This is a genomic window from Pseudomonadota bacterium (assembly GCA_026388255.1).
Taxonomy (GTDB): domain Bacteria; phylum Desulfobacterota; class Syntrophorhabdia; order Syntrophorhabdales; family Syntrophorhabdaceae; genus JAPLKB01.
Map to the genome: position 1 here is coordinate 1 of JAPLKC010000042.1, position 17325 is coordinate 17325.

Sequence of the window (17325 nt, forward strand, 5' to 3'; positions counted from 1 at the left end):
GTTGAGATGAGTTATTGTATCATATGAAGGCATAAAATGCCAGTTTATTGTATACTATTGTGGACATTGTAGCAAAATAGTTGGACTACCCTCGCAAAGGTTAAGGGGATTTGGGCAACAGGCCGTTTATTCTTGACATTGAAGCCTTTTGTGAACCTCTGATGCTATGTTCCACCATAACACAGATTTCATTCTGCCGCCCCCGGAGCTTTACGCCTTTGCCCCGCAGAGAAGCGTTGCCCTTGCGTGAGACATTATGGGGCCAGGACTTGCGCAACCCGGCATCGTAATCTATGAGGCAAGGATTCTTGACGAGATCGATCAAAGGCAGCGCTTCGGGCTCAACAGGTCTATTATGATTTCAGGATGTTCCTGAACTGGAGGAGTATCCTGCACGTAGCGCCCCATATCCGGTCACCATTGTAATGAAATGAAGGAACCTGCTCGACCCTGCCTTCATATTCGGCTTGTTCCATAACAGGATCGGTTTCCATCAAAAACTTGAGAGGCAAATATATAAGGTATGCTACTTCCTGTGGATTTGTCTTGAATGTATATGGATATGGCATAATACCCACATAAGGTGATATCACAAAACCTGTAAAAGTTATCATATCATCTAACTTTCCGATCACCCTGACATCCTTTTTTCTGAGGCCTATCTCTTCAAAGCATTCCCGCAGGGCAGTATTAAGCTTGCTGCTGTCTTCGTCTTCACACATACCACCGGGGAACGATACTTCACCCTTATGCGCTTTTACCATTTCAGTCCTTTTTGTGAGGACAATAAATGTCTCCCCGTCCTTTTCAAATATCGGTATCATAACGCCTGCGCATATATCCTGAGGGCTTTCCAATATCTTTCCAATATAACTATTCAGTTTTTCTTTAATAAGAGAGATCATACCCTATTTAACAATGATTTTTTTATGAAATCAATGTAAAATCAACAAGATCGTCCGGGTGCCCAGGTTGTCCTCAATACTTGCCCTAATTCCATTTCCAAAGTGTCGGCTTGGATGAAACTTGTTATTATTTCTTTTTGAGTGTTTCCTTGGAAAACATGATGCTGATAAGGGACAGAAGACTTGTAATAAAAAAGATCCATAGCATAAGTTTATAGGCGGACGGTTGGTACATGCCTTGAATTTTACCTGCCTTATCAAGCACATAACCCATAAGAGGCTGGAACATGATCCCTCCGATGAATGGGAATATATTCATGGTTCCCATGGAAGTGCCCGCAATTTCAGGCGGGAAAAGTTCTTTTGTGGCAACAATTGCTATAGTGCCGACTGAACTTATCGTAATGCCCATAACAAAAAAGACTATATATAGCCCTAATATGGATAGATTATTGTAGAAGATAAGCATGAAAAGCCAGCATATCGAATTAAGAATTGAAGTGCTGACCAGCACCTTCTTTCTGCTCATGAGCGTCTTATCAGAAAAATGCCCCAGGACAGGGCTCAAAAATATCATGGCAAAGGCAATCATTGAGAGAATATTTCCCGTGGTCTGCTTGGAAAGCTTATAAACATCAATAAGATAGGGGCCTGCCCACAGACCGAAAAAGCCGAAAAGAGCGCCTCCCCGGAATATAAACCAGATTGCGATAGCCCAGAAATGTTTTTCCCTTAAAATCAGTCTTAAGTCATCCATTACTTTTTTGTTTGTCTTGTCCGAATAGGCTATCGGCTCGGTAAGTATGCCGGGTAAGCCTTTTTTTTCTGGCGTATCGGCGACAAACAGGCTTGTAAGGATGACAGGTATCAAAGAACATATCCCTATTGTTATAAACGATTCCCGCCACCCGAAGCCTTGCAGAAGAAAGGCAAGGGGTGTTGTTGCTGTGAGCCATCCTACACCGCCTACTGCCATGAGGACGCCCGAGACTCTTGCGAATTCAGTTGCCCTGAACCAGTTGGCGAGCAACCTCATAGACGATATGAAGATCGCCGAGACGCCGAGCCCGACAAATATCCTCGCAATAATTGCGAACCTGAAGTTCGGCGAAAACCCGAATAAAACAGCGCCAAGGGCAGCGATGAGGCTGAACAGGGTTATAACTTTTTTCGGCCCCCAGGCGTCGGCAAGTATACCGACAGGTATCTGCATGATACAGTAAGAATAGAAATATGCTGAGGCGAGCACACCGAGCTGTGCCCCCGATATGTCAAATGTCCTGATCAGTTCCGGGGCTGCAACAGCCGGTGAAACCCTGTGGAAATAGACAAGCAGGTATTGTATGGCAAGGATCCAGAATATGATCCATCTGTATCTCAATGTTTTGTTCAAGTATTTGTCAAGCATGCCGGGTTGTTGATGTAACTTCCGCATATGAATGATCAGCCTGAACGGCCGAATCTGTTTTCCTTGCCCGCGATAAGCCTTTTGATATTATCCTTGTGCTTTATGAATATTAATATGCCTACAACCAGAGAAAGATAGGTATATTCCATTGGCGCCTTCAATATTAACAGAGCAAAAGGCATGACGGCTGTCCCGATGAGCGACCCCAGTGATACAAAACGCCATTTTAAAAACGTCAGTATAAAAATAATAAAACTTATCAATATTGCATACGGGCTTATTGCGATATAGACACCGAGAGCAGTGGCAACACCTTTGCCTCCTTTGAATTTCAGATAAACCGGAAAGAGGTGTCCAAGGAAAGTGGCCAATCCGATTGCAGCGATTACAGGAGAGGGTAATCCGGAATTAATAGCTATTAAGGTCGGGATAAGTCCTTTCAGGGCATCCCCTATGAGCGTGAGCAGACCAAAGGCTTTACCTGCCGCCCTCATGACATTCGTAGCGCCTATGTTGCCGCTCCCGGTCTTTCTCGGGTCAATCCCCTTTATTTTCGAAAGGATTACGCCAACAGGTATGGCGCCGATAAGGTATGCAAGTACAATATAAAGGATATATATGGTCATTGTTTAATAAGGATATTAATAAAAAACATCCTATGTTGTCAATAAGGCTGTGTCCGGAGTTTCCTGACAACAGATAATCAAGTGCACCACAATATGATTTACGGGAAAAGCATCACCTTTCTTCCATTTGAGAATAAGATACTGATCTCTCTCATAATCCTTGTCCCCATAGGCTTTTACAGTAAATTCTATTCAGGTCCAGCTTCTCAGTGGGTAAATGATTTGTAATGCGGTGTATTCTACGAGATGTTCTGGTATCTGGTATTTCTCTTTGTTTTCCCAAAGGCAAAACCATATCGGGGAACACTTTTGCCTGGTCAGATTTTCCTTACTATTTTATTGGAAGTGGAATCGGATGGCATGTAATGGTGATGTTGAAGATAGATAGGAATGATATGTTTGATACGTAAAGGTTGTTGTTGAGACTCAAAACAATAACTTTCTAATATCAAAAATCCGGCAGAGTCATGAAAAACTTGATCATTTCATCAATACCTGATGGTGAACATGGAATAATCTTGCATTTTCAAAAATAATTATACATACTTGTTCTGATGTTACAAATGGTTTCACGGAGAAACCCAATACATAAGGAGTATTAAAGATGCCAGAAGGAAAAGTTAAATGGTTTAATGATGCAAAGGGATTTGGTTTTATCGAGCAGGAAGGTGGCAAGGATCTATTCGTACATCATTCCGCGATTCAGGGAGAAGGTTTTAAATCGCTGGCCGAGGGTGATCTTGTCAGTTTTGATATCGTCCAGGGCCCCAAGGGTCCTGCTGCTGAGAATGTTCGCAAGCTGAAGAACTGATTATAGGGGTTTTAATATTTTAGGCCTGCAAGGAAGACCAGGATAAATTAACCCGGTGTCCCTGAAAGTGGCCAAGATCAACGGCATGGGGTAATAGCAACTCAGCGTTTAATATAAGCATTCAGCCCTATGGTAACAGGCTTACCATCCACTTCAGCAGTGGTAACGGTATTCCCATGCGTACTTGCTACTACAAGGGTTTTGCCGGATGATGACGGTGTTGGCTTTTCCAGGTCAATTTCGATGAAGAGTTTGTTATCTTTGATTTCAACTTTCATAGCCATGGTTGATTCTCCTATTCGGTTATTGAGTAGTATTACCTTACCTGCCTATCCGGAACGTGTCAATAAAAATAAGACACCCCATGAATAATTACGTCTACATTCTGGAATGCTCCGATAAAACCCTATACACAGGTACCACCAATAATATAGAAAAGAGAATCCAGGAGCATAACAATACCAGGGCAGGCGCAAAGTATACACGGGGCCGTAGGCCCGTAAGGTTGGTCTATGTAGAAGCATGTTCCACTCCTTCTATTGCCTTAAAGCGAGAAGCAGAGATAAAGAAATTATCCAGAGCAGAGAAATTGCTGCTCATAAGAAACTTCCGGTAACCGCATTTTCTATATCTGTCTCGCTTGCTTTCAATTTTCATGCGATTTTCATTAAGAAAAAGAAAGCGGACCCGAAGGCCCGCCTGGTCTTCATTTATTTCTTTGCCGGTTTATCTTTTTATCAGACATCCACAGGAAACAAGCCTCTTGCCACATTTCGGACATCTCTCCATATAACAGTCTTTATGATGGATTGCTCCGGGGACAACATTACAGACTGAACATCTTTCTTTTTCATCTTCAGGATATACTTCCCGCGGCCATGAACTATTATCTTCGAAATCAACATAGCTGTTAAAGCAGGTTGTTGTTTTCTGGTCTTCGATATCTTTGCTACAGTATTTGCATAAGCTCATAGAAATTGTCCTTTGAGATATTTTATCGGCAAGATTTGTTTACCTTACAGTAATAGTTTCAAAATAGCAAGACAGTTGATTTTATAAACTTGCCTCATGAAATCTCACTATAGCGTTAGTTCATACCAAAAGACAGTCGGGTATCCTTGCGGATCACTCTTAAAAAGTTGCCTGACTACTTCCGGCTTTCCATGCCTGCACCTCCATTCGTACGCTGTTGCTCGTCCTGTCGCATAAGCCGGGATGTTATCCGCTGTGGGACTTGTCTTGCAATAGTCTACCATCCCGGGGGTCGGCGCCTGTGACATGTCGGCTTTCTCCAGACAAGGGATATTGGCTCCAAATTGGCAAACCCATACCTTATGATTCATGCACCTCCACACTATGTTCTGTTGGAACTCTATTGGTGCATCAGCGGACACGATCCCTTGCCGGATTATGCCTTGAATAATAGAATTCGGGATCTTGGCGCCATTGTATCGCTTATCTGGCGTGTCAATGGTCCCTACTGCTGCACAGTATGCAAAGGGGTTATTATATGTTGATTGCCCCGCCTCGATGTTGGAATTGCATTTTCCAGTATAATAATTCCACACATCGCAGATTTTTCCATTTTTGAATGTACAGGTTTCCTGCTCTTTGTCTGTGTTACTGTTACCCTTGACCTTATAATTTCCTCCTGTGATAGCGCAGTACTGAGCTGCAGGGGTGACATAGCCGGTGATTTTGATACCTCCGACCGGACACTCGCCGCGGAACATAGCCCACTCCTCGCATTGCCTGTTATCTTGGAATATGCACACGCCATATTCGCCGCCATCGTTGTGTTTCTTAATTACCAGTGTGCCGCCTTGCCTGATACAGTTTTCAGAAGCAGGATTGGCGATCTGTCCTGCCGGCTTCTGCGCAGGCGCAGGCTGTGGTTCTGTGGTGAAAGCGTAACTAACCATTGTTACAACAAGACAAAGAGCTAACACCAATTTAAAAACTCGATATATTGTGTGAAACATAGCAAACCTCCTTACCCGCTTTTCGTATAAATCATTGTTTCATTTTTATATTGTGTGCAAATATGTCAACAAAATTTTATAGTTTCCTTCATTGCCGCTTCAAAGATGGCATAAATTGCTTATTTGTGAAAAACTCAATTACAGCTATACGTAACAAAACCTGTTTTCCTCTCACTCACGGCACCTTCTTCTTGTAAATATAGCATATGATCATCCACCACATTCAGTCTTATTTGGAGTAACCATTTATTCCCACCTCCTGCCCGACTCCGCTGCATGCCCACCTCATACCAATTCGCCTTCAATCATATAACTTCGTTACCTTGTCGTCACTCTCCTCGACGTACCGGAAAGCACGCCTGCTTCCGGGTACCCGCTCGCGGGTGTTCCTCGTTGCCCGGGTACCCTCTGGGTGCTATCTATAAATCCGAATTGGTATCAATTGCGTTACAGTAGTCCCGCTGCACTTTCAAGGTTCGACACCCTACAATATCGCTGGGTCGTGATGAGGCGGCCATGCCCCGGAAGGTCCTGGATGGTGGAGAGGTATCGGTGTTTAAGAGCTGGGTGGCCATGGTGTGGTGTACGTATACTATGACACGACACCCTGAGTTGGTGAACGGAAGAGATATTTTCCAGTATAATAAATGAAGGGTTACTTTGTTTTCCCTTTTGTCGTTACTTTTCAAGCACAAACTGGTATAAAAATAAAAAGGTCAAAACGATGGCAATGGATGAATTTGATAAAAAAATATTGAATATGATGCAGGAGGAATTTCCTGTGGCCCAAAGACCCTTTGCCGAAGTGGGGAAGCCCCTTGGCCTGGAAGAGAAAGAGGTGATCGAAAGGGTCAGAAGGTTGAAAAACGATGGCTATATAAGAAGGATAGGCCCTATCCTTGAACGAAAGAAACTCAAGTACGTTAGCACTCTTTGCGGGGTTCACGTGGATGAAGGCAAGCTAATGGACTTTGTAGATGAGATCAATAAACACAGCGGCGTTACCCACAACTACGAGAGGGACGGCGATTTGAATATCTGGTTTACCATTGCTGCAAAAACAAGCGATGAAATTGAAGGTTTCCTTTCAGACATGGAGAATAAGTACGCAATCAAAATTTACCGGTTCCCTGAAAAAAAGGTATTCAAGATAAAAACCTATTTCCCGGTGTGAACCATTGTAATGCACGATGTGCGCATACCAGGCGCCGCAGGTTAAAACCGGTGACTACCGGCGGCTGTTAAAATAAGTTTTATAAGGTTGCTAATTATGAATGAAGTATTAAAAAACTCTGAAATCCAAAATCCAAGAAGGGTCTTCCTGGTTGACGGCCATTCTTACCTGTACAGGGCCTTCCATGCCACGCCGTATATGTCCAACTCGAAAGGCATACCAACCAATACTACATATGCCTTTATCAGTATGCTGAAGAAACTCCTGAACGAAGAAAAACCGGACACCCTGATTGTAGTATTCGACTCAAAGGCCCCGTCCTTCCGCGAAGAAATCTCGAAGGCATATAAAGCGCAGAGACCTCCCATGCCGGACAACCTTTCTGTCCAGATTCCATATGTAAAGATGGTCATGGAGGCTATGGGCATACCGGTACTTGAACAGGAGGGGTTTGAGGCCGACGATATTATCGGCACCATAACAGAAAAGTTCAGGGAAGAAAATGCACAGATATATATTGTTACAGGCGATAAAGATATGATGCAGCTCGTATCGGACAGGGTCTTTATCCGTGATACGATGAAAAACCTGTTAATAGGGGAGCAGGAAGTAATAGAAAAATTCGGCGTTAAACCCGCCCTTATGACAGACTTTCTGGCATTATGCGGCGACGCCTCGGACAACATACCGGGCGTACCCGGTGTCGGTGAAAAGACGGCGAAAGAACTCATAGACAGCATAGGGTCAATCGACGAGATTTATGAGCGCCTTGAAGAAGTGAAAAAGGCATCGGTAAAAGAGAAACTTATTGCCGGCAAAGACCTGGCCTATATGAGCAAGGAGCTTGCAACGATCAGGCTGGATGTCCCTATAGGCAAGGAGGTTGAGCATCTGGTTCAAAAGGAAGAGGACTCCAATGCCTTAAGGAGAATTTACCGGGAGCTTGAGTTTACTTCGCTCTATAAGGAGATTGAGGCAAAGAACACAAAGAAAAAGGCATCGCAGGAAATAGAACTTTCCTCCTTAAAAAGAAAACGCGTGGCAATTGTTACAAGTTTTCAGGGTAAAAACCCCTATGACATACATTTGGACGGATTTGCTGCATTTGACAATGAAGGAGTGTACTTCTCCCGGAATGAGGATGAGCTGGTTGACATCATAGGCAGTGCAGAAGAGATCGTAGTCCACAATATCAAACCGATTTTACTCTTTTCATTAAATAAAACCGAAGTTTTAAATCCTTTCACCGTTCACCTTTTACCTTTTACCTTTCACCGCTTTTTCGACACCATGCTCGCATCATATCTGCTCAACCCGCTGAGAAAAGACTATGGGATCGGCGCCATAGTAGAGGAGTATCTCGATGCAGATATATCTCCCGGTGATGCAAGACATACCCTTACAGAAACCGTTCAATATCTCTTTGAGCTGAAAGACATACTGACTGAGAAAATGGAAGGGCTGGGCCTGGCAACCCTCTTTCGTACTGTAGAAATACCCCTTGTAGAAGTTCTTGCCAGTATGGAATATGCCGGAGTAAAAGTCGACCGCAGGATGCTTGCCGAACTTTCAAGGGATTTTGACAAAAGGCTTACCGGCATTATGAAGGAGATTTACAGCCTTTCAGGCGAGCCTTTCAACATTAACTCTCCACAGCAGCTTTCCCGCATCCTTTTTGAAAAGTTACAACTTCTGCCCGGTAAAAAAACAAAGACAGGCTATTCAACGGATATAGAGGTCCTTGAGAAACTCTCTTTGGTTCACCCGCTGCCAAAGGAGATTCTCGAATACAGGACCCTTACCAAACTGAAGGGCACATATGTCGATGTCCTGCCCACCCTTATGAACCCTCATACAGGGAGGATCCACGCCTCTTTTAACCAGATGGTCGTTGCCACAGGGAGATTAAGCAGCAGCGATCCGAACCTCCAGAACATCCCCATACGGGGCGAAGAAGGAAGGAAAATACGTGAGGCTTTTGTACCCGAAGAAGGTTTTGTACTCCTTTCCTCGGATTATTCGCAGATAGAGCTGCGGATTCTTGCCCATATCTCGCAGGATGAGCTTTTGATTGATGCCTTTTTGAAGGATGAAGATATCCATACAAATGTAGCACGGGAGGTTTTCGGGGTACAGGCAGACGAGGTGACACAGGAGATGCGGAGGGCTGCAAAGGTGATAAATTTCGGGATAGTTTACGGCATGAGCGGCTACGGACTTTCGAAAGAGCTTGGCGTACCGCAAAGAGATGCCCAAAATTATATAGACGAGTACTTTGTAAGATATAAGGGCGTAAAAGCCTATATCGAGTCAGTGCTGGAAGAGACAAGATCAAGAGGTTTTGTAAGGACACTCCTTGGAAGGGTTCGTTATATACCGGAGATCAATAATCGTGATGCAACAATACGGCAGCTTGGCGAAAGGGCTGCCATGAATACGCCGATCCAGGGCACGGCAGCGGATATCATCAAAATGGCAATGGTGAATATTCACAGAAGGATCAAAGAAAACAACCTTGCCTCAAGGCTCATTATGCAGATTCACGATGAGCTTGTCTTTGAAGTGAAGCAGGATGAGCTTGCTGATATGGAGAAGATCGTAAGACATGAGATGGAGCATGTAATCAACCTTGCCGTACCCCTGAAGGTATCTCTCGGCAAGGGCAGGAACTGGACGGAAGCCCACGATTAGCCTTATGCTACTCCTTGAAGCGCTCTATGTTGCTTTTCCACGGCTCGTTTTCCTTTTAGGTATCCCCGACTCGCATGGGACTTTTGTCTGGCAGAGGCCGCAGACATTGATTTCAAGATCGAAGTGTGTCTTTGCATATTCGGTGCAAATTCCGTCACAGTAGGTTCTGCATTTCTTCTTATCATGACCTTTTTCCGTAATAGCCCCTACCGGGCATCGGGTCATGCAAAGTCCACAGGCACCTCCCGTCAGAAAAAGGCAGTATTCCGTATGTTTTTTGTAAGGTATCTTTGTAGGGGGGATGGTAATTTGCGCCACAATTGAGCCGCATCTCATTGCCTTGCCTACAGGCGTGATTAGTCCGTCACAGAGTCCAAAGGTACCAAGTCCCGCGGCATATGCAGCATGTCTTTCAGACCAGGTCGAGGCATAGCCGTATTTCTCGGATAGCTGTTCCGACCAGTGGGACGGGACGCATGGCGCCATAGCCTTGCAGCCGACTTCTCCCAATATCTTTATCAGATGATTCTGAAGCTTCATGTTTACGGGAACGCCGAACTTTTTTCCTCTTGCCCACCGCTCAGAAGGGTAGGTCTTTTCTCTCCTGTTATCCATCTTTGTCTGTTTTATGTGAGGCAATATCCAGCTTATGACAGTCAACTCCTCAGGTTGCGCACCAGCGTCGGGATAGACTTTTTCGAATACCTCCTTTGGAGTTAAGTAAAAGGGGCCGATATCTGCTTTCAATTCCTCAAAGATCGGGTCATCTCCGCTGGCATATCCTACGATGGGCTTGTCAAAAGCCCTGTCGTTGGAACTATTTCCAAGGGTATTTTCAGGGGATTGAATAAAGTCTTCGATTATCCTCCGTATCCATGCTCCTTTGTCGATATGTTGCAGATTATCGTTCATTAGACTACCCTCTTATGAAATATTATTTTTCTACCTGATAACTATTTTTCGATACTCAATAGTACTCTAACGAAATACTCATTCAGTTACTCTGCTATGAATCTTACTCTCTGGTTAATGATAGTAACTCCTTCCCAACCCATAGAAATCTCCTTGAAGTGTCTATGGGTTAATACAAAAGTGTTACCTGTGTCCCCGTTCGGTCATTCATAACTCTTTCTTTTTGAGTCGCAACTTCCATGTTTCCGGTTCTCTGCTTAAGTGCATAACCGCAACGATGAGCAGGGTCTCTTTTCTAACTTGATAGATGACCCCATAAGGAAACCTATTGGTCCTGCAACGGCGAGCACGACTTGACAGTTTAAACCATGCGTCCGGGTACTGAGCTATTCGTTCAAGCGTCCTCTTGATTTCCGCAGCAAACTCATAACCGAGACCTTCGCTCTGTGAATTGAAATAAGATATAGCTTCAGTCAGTTCATATTTGGCAGGTGGGAGAAAAGCAATTTCCATGATTATTTGCTTTTCTCGATTTCGGCGAATACGTTTTTTGCCGGAATTGCGGTCATTTCATTGCGCTCGAATGCATCTATTCGGTCTTCTGCTTCTTGAGCCCATAATGTATCAATGAATTTTCTCGATTGAAACTCAAAACTGGAAAGAAGGTTCTCAACCAACTCGGCCCTTTCCATTGGCGGCAATTCAAGCGCCTCGGCAAGAATGCTCTCAGCATGTTTTGGCATATATCATAACCTCCCAAATGTTAATAACATGATAATAATTTAACATAATCATTAAAAATTCTCTAATGTTTCACATGATTTTTCTTTGGCATAACACACCCATCAACGAGAGGCCGGCTTTATGGCCGATTGGCTGCATGGCATTGTAACCTTTTTTATGTCTTTTAGCTTCATCGTCTCTGTTTCCTGGGGGATTGAATAAAATCTTCGATTACCCTCCGTATCCATGCTCCTTTCTCGATATGTTGCAGATTATCGTTCATTTTACCACCACCCCCTTTTTATGAAATATTATTTTTCCACCCGAGAGATAGGCTCTTTTCCTGCCGATTGGCTCAAGCGACTGGTTTTACCATGTGCTCTTATTATTCATAGTGTGTCCACATCCGAATAATCTTTACAGTTTTCTGATCATCAAGAATCTGATAGACCAGCCGATGCTGTATGTTAATTCTCCGGGAATATGCACCGGAGAGATCGCCCACCAGTTTCTCGAAAGGAGGTGGATTCTGGTAAGGGTCTTTACTAAGGGTATCAAGTAACTTCAAAGCCGCAAGCTTAAAACCCGACTGAGCTATTTTTTTTGCGTCTTTCTGAGCCTGTTTGGTAAAGACCAGTTGCCAACTCACCAGCCCGGCTCCTCGGCGCACTTTTCAACGGGAGTTTTAAGACCTTTCTTGATGGATTCACGCATGCCGGGAATAGAAGTGAGGTAAAGAGTCTCTTCTATTGCCCGCCAGTCTTCCTCCGAGATCAGAACAGCGGAGCTGCGCTTCCCCACAATTTGAACCGGTTCGTGGGTTTCTTTTACTTCGTCGACCAGGTTATATAACCGTCTTCTTGCTTCTGATGCCGATAATATTGTCATTTCTCGTCGCCTCCTTATCGTACTACATATGGTACGTCAGCATCGAGTAAATGTCAAGTCACTTGAGGGCGAACAATTTAATATACGAAGTTCCTCTTTCTTCCAATCAATAGATTTCTCGAAGCTCTGCTGTCGGGAGTTTCATTTACCCCTCTTTCGAAGAAGTTTTTCTATGGATGGGGTAATTTCTCTCACAGTGAGAGAAAAAAGACTACGCGTCCTAAAGCAAGTCCAGTATTAGGTTTGCAGAGATTTCCTGTTTTACACCAACTGTTGGTGTAAATGTTTAGGATACAGTATCCGTAATCGCCCGACACGGTCAATCATTGACTCCCCGTCTTCAATGATACCCCTGTTTCCAGAGTTATTTAATGTTTTAAGATATCCCCCTCGCCACCCAAGCCAGAACAAACTTTGTTTGCCTTGGTGGTAGATCTTCACAGGGCCCTGGTATACCGACATCTTGGGTAATTTGAACAACCGAAAAATTTTCTCCCATATTTACTACGAACTACAAGGTATCCTCCGCATTCCGTTGGACATGGTTCTTTCGTTTGTTTTCCAGTGGGGTTCTCTTCATCCAATTCTAAGTTTCTGATAATTTCTTCAACAGTTGAAGGGCCCTCAAACCGTCTCATGTGTTCTTCCGTATCTTTGTGGCTGAGTATGTTCAGGCTGCCTTCCCAAGCTATGGTGTCATCAATAATCGCTATTTTTTGGTGCATGCTGCGCCGCTCAACGACATTGACACCAATACTGCGTAGTTGGTCGATTACAATATCCGCCTGGTTTGCCATCTCACCAGTCTGCTGATTTCTTGGCCGCGTATAAACCCGGATATCTATACCCCTCCCTTTCATAGCCTTGAAGAAATTCATAAAGGTGCTGCTGCGCCTTACTGTAAGGAAAGGGCTGAGGATCATGAGTCGCTGTTGGATAGTCCGCATGTCCTGAAAGAATTTGGCCCAAAAGTTTCTTTCTGTATACATGTGACCATAGACAGGGTCAGGGTTTCCGCCGGTTGACAGGAGGGCATCAGCCCACCTTTCAAAATCATTTGTGAAGTAGCTGTCCACAAGGTTTTCCGATGCGATTTGTTGTGCATTACCATAGAAGTGCTGGATCATCCTTGATAGGAAAGAATCTGCGTGCAAATCCGAAAGCAGGTGCTTCGTGTGCGCAACCAAATAGAACCGGTACTTGGCCCGCGTGACTGCGACATTCAACAACCACTTTGCATCAGAATCGGGCTTCTTGTCGTCAAGCATGGGTGCAACCCGGGTGCCCGACCCCTCAACAGTATCAAAGATGATTATCGATTCTTCCCCGCCTTGAAAGCGATGAACAGTACTTGTACGTATGCTGTCCAGTATTTCCCAATCCTTTGCTATCTTGTTTATCAAGCGCGCTTGGGCCGCATATGGGGTTATTATCCCAATCTTGCCGTCAGCAGCGTTAGGGATAATCATTCTGGCAAGCGTACAGCAGAGCAAGGCATTATATAGGTTGAACCGTCCGCCCGTGGAAAGCCGACTGCACCACGGGTTCATTGCCCCTGTCTCTATCAGCACAAGTGGTGATTTTGAAACACCGTCATCCAGGCTTCGATTGCTTGTACTCGGATCATCCTTCAGCATGTTTTGATAGAAAAACCTATTTGGAATTGCGGAAATCTCCGGAGCCATCCTGTACTGTGTGTCGAGAAACGTAACCCGGTTATCCCGGATAGCCTCTTTCACCTGGTCAATACCCAGAACATCAAAGAGACTTCGCCCCAGCCACTTTTGGGCCATATCTTCTTCTGCAATGCAGATAGGTGGAAGTTGGAGAAAATCTCCGACAATAGTGATGTATCCACGACATCGGCTGGCCGCCCAGTATAGTTGCGGTAATGGTGCCATACTGGCTTCATCAAGGATGAGCACGTCGAAGGGTGTATCCGGAAATTGTTTTGCCGTAAATGTCTTTGTCAAAGTGGTAGCAATAAGCCTTGCTTCGGAAAGAATCCTTTTCTGGATTTCATCCAGTTGCTGATTTATTTCCGCGAGCCTTGCCAGGATCACATCTTTTCTCAATGTCATTTCTTTCTTCTTGTTTTCCATTTCCGCAAAGGAGACCCTCGCCCGAGCCAAGAGATTGTCGGCTGCTGCTTTCGCCCTTTCAACCTCCTTCTCTTTTATAATCTGCAAATCCTTGAGCATGTGGATGCGGTCGGTTATCTCTTTTGCAAGCCTTTTCTTGGAGTCAATAGCTATACTCGTTTGATCAATCTCTCGCTGAATTCTATGAGGATCGAGACCTTTGAAGAATCTCTTTATCGAGCCCGATGATTGAGCCTCAGTCAATCTTTCCCTGTTTTTTGTCTGCGTTTCTTCCAATCGCCCAAGTTCATTGTTGGTAACAGAAAGCTTGCCCGATAGTCCGGATAGTTCAGATATAAGGGCAGCCAGTTCAGAAGATAGGGTTCTGACAGTCTGAACCACCTGAAGTAGGGTGTCATATTGATCGAGAATGCCCTCAAGCCGAATCTTTTCTTCCTCCAAATCACGCTTTTCCTTCGATAATGACTCGCCGAGTTTTTCTGCAATCTTGTCCAGCAACACCAAAGGAAATTTCTCAGTCAGTTTCTCCAAGTGGCTGGGTTGTGGGATGCCAAGCCTAACGAGCTTGCCCTCATTGTAAAAGGGCGTAGCCCTTAACTGTTCGGCAACGTCCTCCAATGCCTCATCAACAGCAGCATTGGCGTGTGAAACAAGAAGAACGCGCCGTCCAGCATTAAGATGGGCTTCTATGGCTTGCGCTACGGTCGTGGTTTTGCCTGTTCCCGGTGGACCCCAAATAACAGCCAGGTGGTCTTGCAGAAAGTGAATACTGTGGCCTTATTTCGTGCTTGCACCTGCCGCAGATTGGAGTCTGTGACGATACATAATTTGTCAGTCTATTTTTGGTTCCACAGTTTCCGCATGATACCATATTTTCAAAGCCCGGTATTGTAGCGGATATGCCGCTCAGGAGAGCTTCGCTGACAGCAGGGGCGGTGCCATTCTGCAATTCGGTAAACTTCTTTTTGAGTAAATCGAGCAGGTACCACAGATTGGTTTGAAGCTTGGCCTCTGAAACATATTGCCCACAAAACCGTTCAATCCCAATTTCTACTTCCAACCCCTGCGTCAGCAGAACCTGTGCGGGGTATCGGTTGCCGCGGATTTCTATTTCAGCAGGAGAATCATCCAGGACAGCCAAAAAGTTTTCGAGATTGAAGACATACACAAAAAGGCCCGAGACCTCACGAAGGAAGCGGCCGTTAAATACTTTGACGATGCTTCCCCCCTTGCCTCTCTTGATAGCGGCAATTTCTTGGTCAAGGGCTGTGATAAACTCTTTGATAATGGTAGAGGGCATATTTACGTTTTTATCATCTATCCAGAAGTATGCTCAAAAGGAAAAAATACCATGATGTCATATTTCATATAGTCGCACAACAATTTAATATACGAAGTTCCCCTTTCTTTTAAGAATACATGGGTCTCCCGTAAAAATGCAACAATTAAATCAACTATTTATCTCATTATTTGTTGCAGAACATTCGTTATTTAGGACGGTTATGACGCAGGAAGGTTTTGGGCCGGGCCGTTCCGGTTATCCTTCTTTTTTCCTGAAAGCAACGGAAGGATAGCCGCTATGAGGCATAGAGCACCGGCGGCGATGAGACTGTAGAAGAAGCCTGAGGATAATTTATCCGGGGGCAATAAGGCCAGATTATTGCCTGCAACAGCACCATGGTCAAGAATAGCCCGTGAAAAAACCATCTCAAACATACATACGCCCACTGCCATGCCGAGGCGCATCATCATGCGAAGAATGCCGGCAACCATGCCTTCTTTGCCTTTCGGCGCAGAGTCCATGACAGAGGTATTGTTTGCTGTGCCGAATGTTGCCATGGCAAAGCCGTTACAAGCAAAAAAGATGCAAACCGGAATAAGGCTTGAAGCTGTAAAAAAAGCAGAAAAGCCGAAGATGGCAAAGGCAGCAAAAAACATTGCTACAGAACATAATATCCTCGGTTTTACTATGTTCAGCAATTTGCCGACAACAGGCCCGGTAACCATGTATACAAGAGAATAGAGTATAAAAACCATCCCCGTTTTCTGTGGAGACAGGCCCTGGAAAGCCTGTAAATAAAAAGGCATGAGGAAGTTGTTGCCTGCCAGAAATGCATAGGCCAGCGCGCATGAGACATTTTCCGCAACAAATGTGCGATTTCTGAAGAGAGTAATATCCACAAGAGGGCTGAGATGCCTTCTTTCCCATTTTATAAAAAGGAAAATGCTCATGATCGATATTGCCAGACAGGTAAGAATGACAGGGGATGTCCAGCCCTTCACGCCAATTGAGCTTAAGGCATAGAAAAAGTTGATTGTAGCAACGAAAGAAAAAAAGGCGCCAAAGGTATCAAAACCTTCCGAAGGCTTTCCGGATTCCCGTACGTTATCTCCGGGCAACATCTTGTTTGCAATGTAGATTGCGAGGGCGCCAATGGGTATGTTGATTAAGAATGCCCAGCGCCACGAACAATATCCGGTGATTATACCGCCCAGCGGCGCCCCGAGAATCATGCCGATGGCTGCTGTTGTTGAAAGGATGCCAAAGGCATAACCCCGTTTATTTTCAGGAAGATATTTGGTAACCATTGCCGGCGGCATGGAATAGAGTACCGATGCCCCCAATCCCTGGAGGGCACGGCTTAAAACCAGAACAAATAATGAAGATGCAAGACCGCAGGCAAGAGACCCTATTGAAAACATCAAAAAACCGAACAAAAACACCCGCTTCGTTCCAAACTTGTCGCCAAGTTTACCGAAAAGAAGCAGAAAAGAGGTAATAGTAAGCTGATAAGAAAGGAGCACCCAGGACACATCGCCGGTTGTTGCCTGAAAATCATTGGCAATGGCGACCAATGCGACATTTACAATATAATAATCAAGATTGCCTATAAAAGTGGCAAAGGCAATGCTGTAAAGGATTAGCCTTTGTTTCTTCGGATCATCTGCCATTTTCGCTGCCCTCTCAAACAATCAATGCGCAAAAAATTAATGCGATAGATTTCTGCCGATCATACCGTACAAGATAAAGACTATCTTTTCATAACTTATTACAAATACATCCCTGAAGCCTATCGATACGACCGAAATACAGGAGCGCAAT

At 44.6% G+C, this 17325-nt stretch carries 19 protein-coding genes; 5 read left to right on the top strand and 14 right to left on the bottom strand.

What is annotated here, in order from left to right; all coding sequences use genetic code 11:
* Positions 1 to 353 precede the first annotated feature (353 nt).
* The 3 genes from NT178_05200 to plsY form a co-directional block, all read right to left on the bottom strand.
* Positions 354 to 905, bottom strand: a complete 552-nt coding sequence (locus NT178_05200) for a CoA pyrophosphatase (protein ID MCX5811927.1) — start codon at positions 903 to 905, stop codon at positions 354 to 356.
* A 127-nt stretch (positions 906 to 1032) separates the two neighbouring features.
* Entirely contained in the window at positions 1033 to 2298 is a 1266-nt protein-coding gene (locus NT178_05205) for an MFS transporter (protein MCX5811928.1), read from the bottom strand.
* Between the two features lie 50 nt (positions 2299 to 2348).
* On the bottom strand, positions 2349 to 2939 hold the full coding sequence (plsY, locus tag NT178_05210; GenBank protein ID MCX5811929.1) for a glycerol-3-phosphate 1-O-acyltransferase PlsY: 591 nt from the start codon (positions 2937 to 2939) through the stop codon (positions 2349 to 2351).
* A gap of 604 nt (positions 2940 to 3543) precedes the next feature.
* Between plsY and NT178_05215 the strand changes: the two genes are divergently transcribed.
* Complete coding sequence (locus tag NT178_05215; protein MCX5811930.1) at positions 3544 to 3750, top strand: cold-shock protein; 207 nt, start codon at positions 3544 to 3546, stop codon at positions 3748 to 3750.
* Positions 3751 to 3851: 101 nt separating this feature from the next.
* Here NT178_05215 and NT178_05220 read toward each other — a convergent pair whose 3' ends face one another.
* A complete protein-coding gene (locus tag NT178_05220; protein MCX5811931.1) occupies positions 3852 to 4034 on the bottom strand; it encodes a hypothetical protein in 183 nt (60 codons plus the stop codon).
* An 80-nt stretch (positions 4035 to 4114) separates the two neighbouring features.
* Between NT178_05220 and NT178_05225 the strand changes: the two genes are divergently transcribed.
* Entirely contained in the window at positions 4115 to 4366 is a 252-nt protein-coding gene (locus NT178_05225) for a GIY-YIG nuclease family protein (GenBank protein MCX5811932.1), read from the top strand.
* Positions 4367 to 4476: 110 nt separating this feature from the next.
* On the opposite strand, the gene NT178_05230 is transcribed toward NT178_05225, so the two are convergent.
* Together NT178_05230 and NT178_05235 are read right to left on the bottom strand one after the other, a co-directional pair.
* A complete protein-coding gene (locus NT178_05230) occupies positions 4477 to 4722 on the bottom strand; it encodes a hypothetical protein (protein MCX5811933.1) in 246 nt (81 codons plus the stop codon).
* A gap of 107 nt (positions 4723 to 4829) precedes the next feature.
* A complete protein-coding gene (locus tag NT178_05235) occupies positions 4830 to 5732 on the bottom strand; it encodes a DUF333 domain-containing protein (GenBank protein MCX5811934.1) in 903 nt (300 codons plus the stop codon).
* A gap of 516 nt (positions 5733 to 6248) precedes the next feature.
* On the opposite strand from NT178_05235, the gene NT178_05240 reads away from it, so the two are divergent.
* The 3 genes from NT178_05240 to polA all read left to right on the top strand — a co-directional run bounded on the left by NT178_05240 (position 6249) and on the right by polA (position 9597).
* Positions 6249 to 6383, top strand: a complete 135-nt coding sequence (locus NT178_05240) for a hypothetical protein (protein MCX5811935.1) — start codon at positions 6249 to 6251, stop codon at positions 6381 to 6383.
* Between the two features lie 73 nt (positions 6384 to 6456).
* A complete protein-coding gene (locus NT178_05245) occupies positions 6457 to 6906 on the top strand; it encodes an Lrp/AsnC family transcriptional regulator (GenBank protein ID MCX5811936.1) in 450 nt (149 codons plus the stop codon).
* Between the two features lie 96 nt (positions 6907 to 7002).
* On the top strand, positions 7003 to 9597 hold the full coding sequence (gene polA / locus NT178_05250) for a DNA polymerase I (GenBank protein ID MCX5811937.1): 2595 nt from the start codon (positions 7003 to 7005) through the stop codon (positions 9595 to 9597).
* Between the two features lie 24 nt (positions 9598 to 9621).
* On the opposite strand, the gene NT178_05255 is transcribed toward polA, so the two are convergent.
* The 8 genes from NT178_05255 to NT178_05290 form a co-directional block, all read right to left on the bottom strand.
* A complete protein-coding gene (locus NT178_05255; protein ID MCX5811938.1) occupies positions 9622 to 10509 on the bottom strand; it encodes an epoxyqueuosine reductase in 888 nt (295 codons plus the stop codon).
* A gap of 207 nt (positions 10510 to 10716) precedes the next feature.
* Complete coding sequence (locus tag NT178_05260; GenBank protein ID MCX5811939.1) at positions 10717 to 11022, bottom strand: type II toxin-antitoxin system RelE/ParE family toxin; 306 nt, start codon at positions 11020 to 11022, stop codon at positions 10717 to 10719.
* A gap of 2 nt (positions 11023 to 11024) precedes the next feature.
* A complete protein-coding gene (locus NT178_05265; GenBank protein MCX5811940.1) occupies positions 11025 to 11252 on the bottom strand; it encodes an addiction module protein in 228 nt (75 codons plus the stop codon).
* A 365-nt stretch (positions 11253 to 11617) separates the two neighbouring features.
* Positions 11618 to 11884, bottom strand: coding sequence for a Txe/YoeB family addiction module toxin (locus tag NT178_05270; GenBank protein ID MCX5811941.1), 267 nt, complete (start codon positions 11882 to 11884; stop codon positions 11618 to 11620).
* Entirely contained in the window at positions 11878 to 12120 is a 243-nt protein-coding gene (locus NT178_05275) for a type II toxin-antitoxin system Phd/YefM family antitoxin (protein MCX5811942.1), read from the bottom strand. Before NT178_05275 ends, NT178_05270 begins: the two co-directional genes overlap by 7 nt.
* Positions 12121 to 12557: 437 nt before the next feature.
* Positions 12558 to 14960, bottom strand: coding sequence for an AAA domain-containing protein (locus tag NT178_05280; GenBank protein ID MCX5811943.1), 2403 nt, complete (start codon positions 14958 to 14960; stop codon positions 12558 to 12560).
* A complete protein-coding gene (locus tag NT178_05285) occupies positions 14896 to 15522 on the bottom strand; it encodes a hypothetical protein (protein MCX5811944.1) in 627 nt (208 codons plus the stop codon). Before NT178_05285 ends, NT178_05280 begins: the two co-directional genes overlap by 65 nt.
* Before the next feature lie 200 nt (positions 15523 to 15722).
* Positions 15723 to 17174 carry an MFS transporter gene (locus NT178_05290; protein MCX5811945.1) on the bottom strand — a complete coding sequence of 484 codons (1452 nt, stop codon included), beginning with the start codon at positions 17172 to 17174 and terminating at the stop codon, positions 15723 to 15725.
* Positions 17175 to 17325: the final 151 nt, after the last annotated feature.

Coding starts and splice junctions, on each gene's coding strand:
- NT178_05230 (MCX5811933.1), bottom strand. CDS start 4,722: ATGAGCTTATGCAAATACTGTAGCAAAGATATCGAAGACCAGAAAACA.
- NT178_05220 (MCX5811931.1), bottom strand. CDS start 4,034: ATGGCTATGAAAGTTGAAATCAAAGATAACAAACTCTTCATCGAAATT.
- NT178_05215 (MCX5811930.1), top strand. CDS start 3,544: ATGCCAGAAGGAAAAGTTAAATGGTTTAATGATGCAAAGGGATTTGGT.
- NT178_05245 (MCX5811936.1), top strand. CDS start 6,457: ATGGCAATGGATGAATTTGATAAAAAAATATTGAATATGATGCAGGAG.
- NT178_05275 (MCX5811942.1), bottom strand. CDS start 12,120: ATGACAATATTATCGGCATCAGAAGCAAGAAGACGGTTATATAACCTG.
- NT178_05290 (MCX5811945.1), bottom strand. CDS start 17,174: ATGGCAGATGATCCGAAGAAACAAAGGCTAATCCTTTACAGCATTGCC.
- polA (MCX5811937.1), top strand. CDS start 7,003: ATGAATGAAGTATTAAAAAACTCTGAAATCCAAAATCCAAGAAGGGTC.
- NT178_05260 (MCX5811939.1), bottom strand. CDS start 11,022: ATGGAAATTGCTTTTCTCCCACCTGCCAAATATGAACTGACTGAAGCT.
- NT178_05240 (MCX5811935.1), top strand. CDS start 6,249: ATGCCCCGGAAGGTCCTGGATGGTGGAGAGGTATCGGTGTTTAAGAGC.
- plsY (MCX5811929.1), bottom strand. CDS start 2,939: ATGACCATATATATCCTTTATATTGTACTTGCATACCTTATCGGCGCC.
- NT178_05225 (MCX5811932.1), top strand. CDS start 4,115: ATGAATAATTACGTCTACATTCTGGAATGCTCCGATAAAACCCTATAC.
- NT178_05285 (MCX5811944.1), bottom strand. CDS start 15,522: ATGCCCTCTACCATTATCAAAGAGTTTATCACAGCCCTTGACCAAGAA.
- NT178_05265 (MCX5811940.1), bottom strand. CDS start 11,252: ATGCCAAAACATGCTGAGAGCATTCTTGCCGAGGCGCTTGAATTGCCG.
- NT178_05255 (MCX5811938.1), bottom strand. CDS start 10,509: ATGAACGATAATCTGCAACATATCGACAAAGGAGCATGGATACGGAGG.
- NT178_05200 (MCX5811927.1), bottom strand. CDS start 905: ATGATCTCTCTTATTAAAGAAAAACTGAATAGTTATATTGGAAAGATA.
- NT178_05235 (MCX5811934.1), bottom strand. CDS start 5,732: ATGTTTCACACAATATATCGAGTTTTTAAATTGGTGTTAGCTCTTTGT.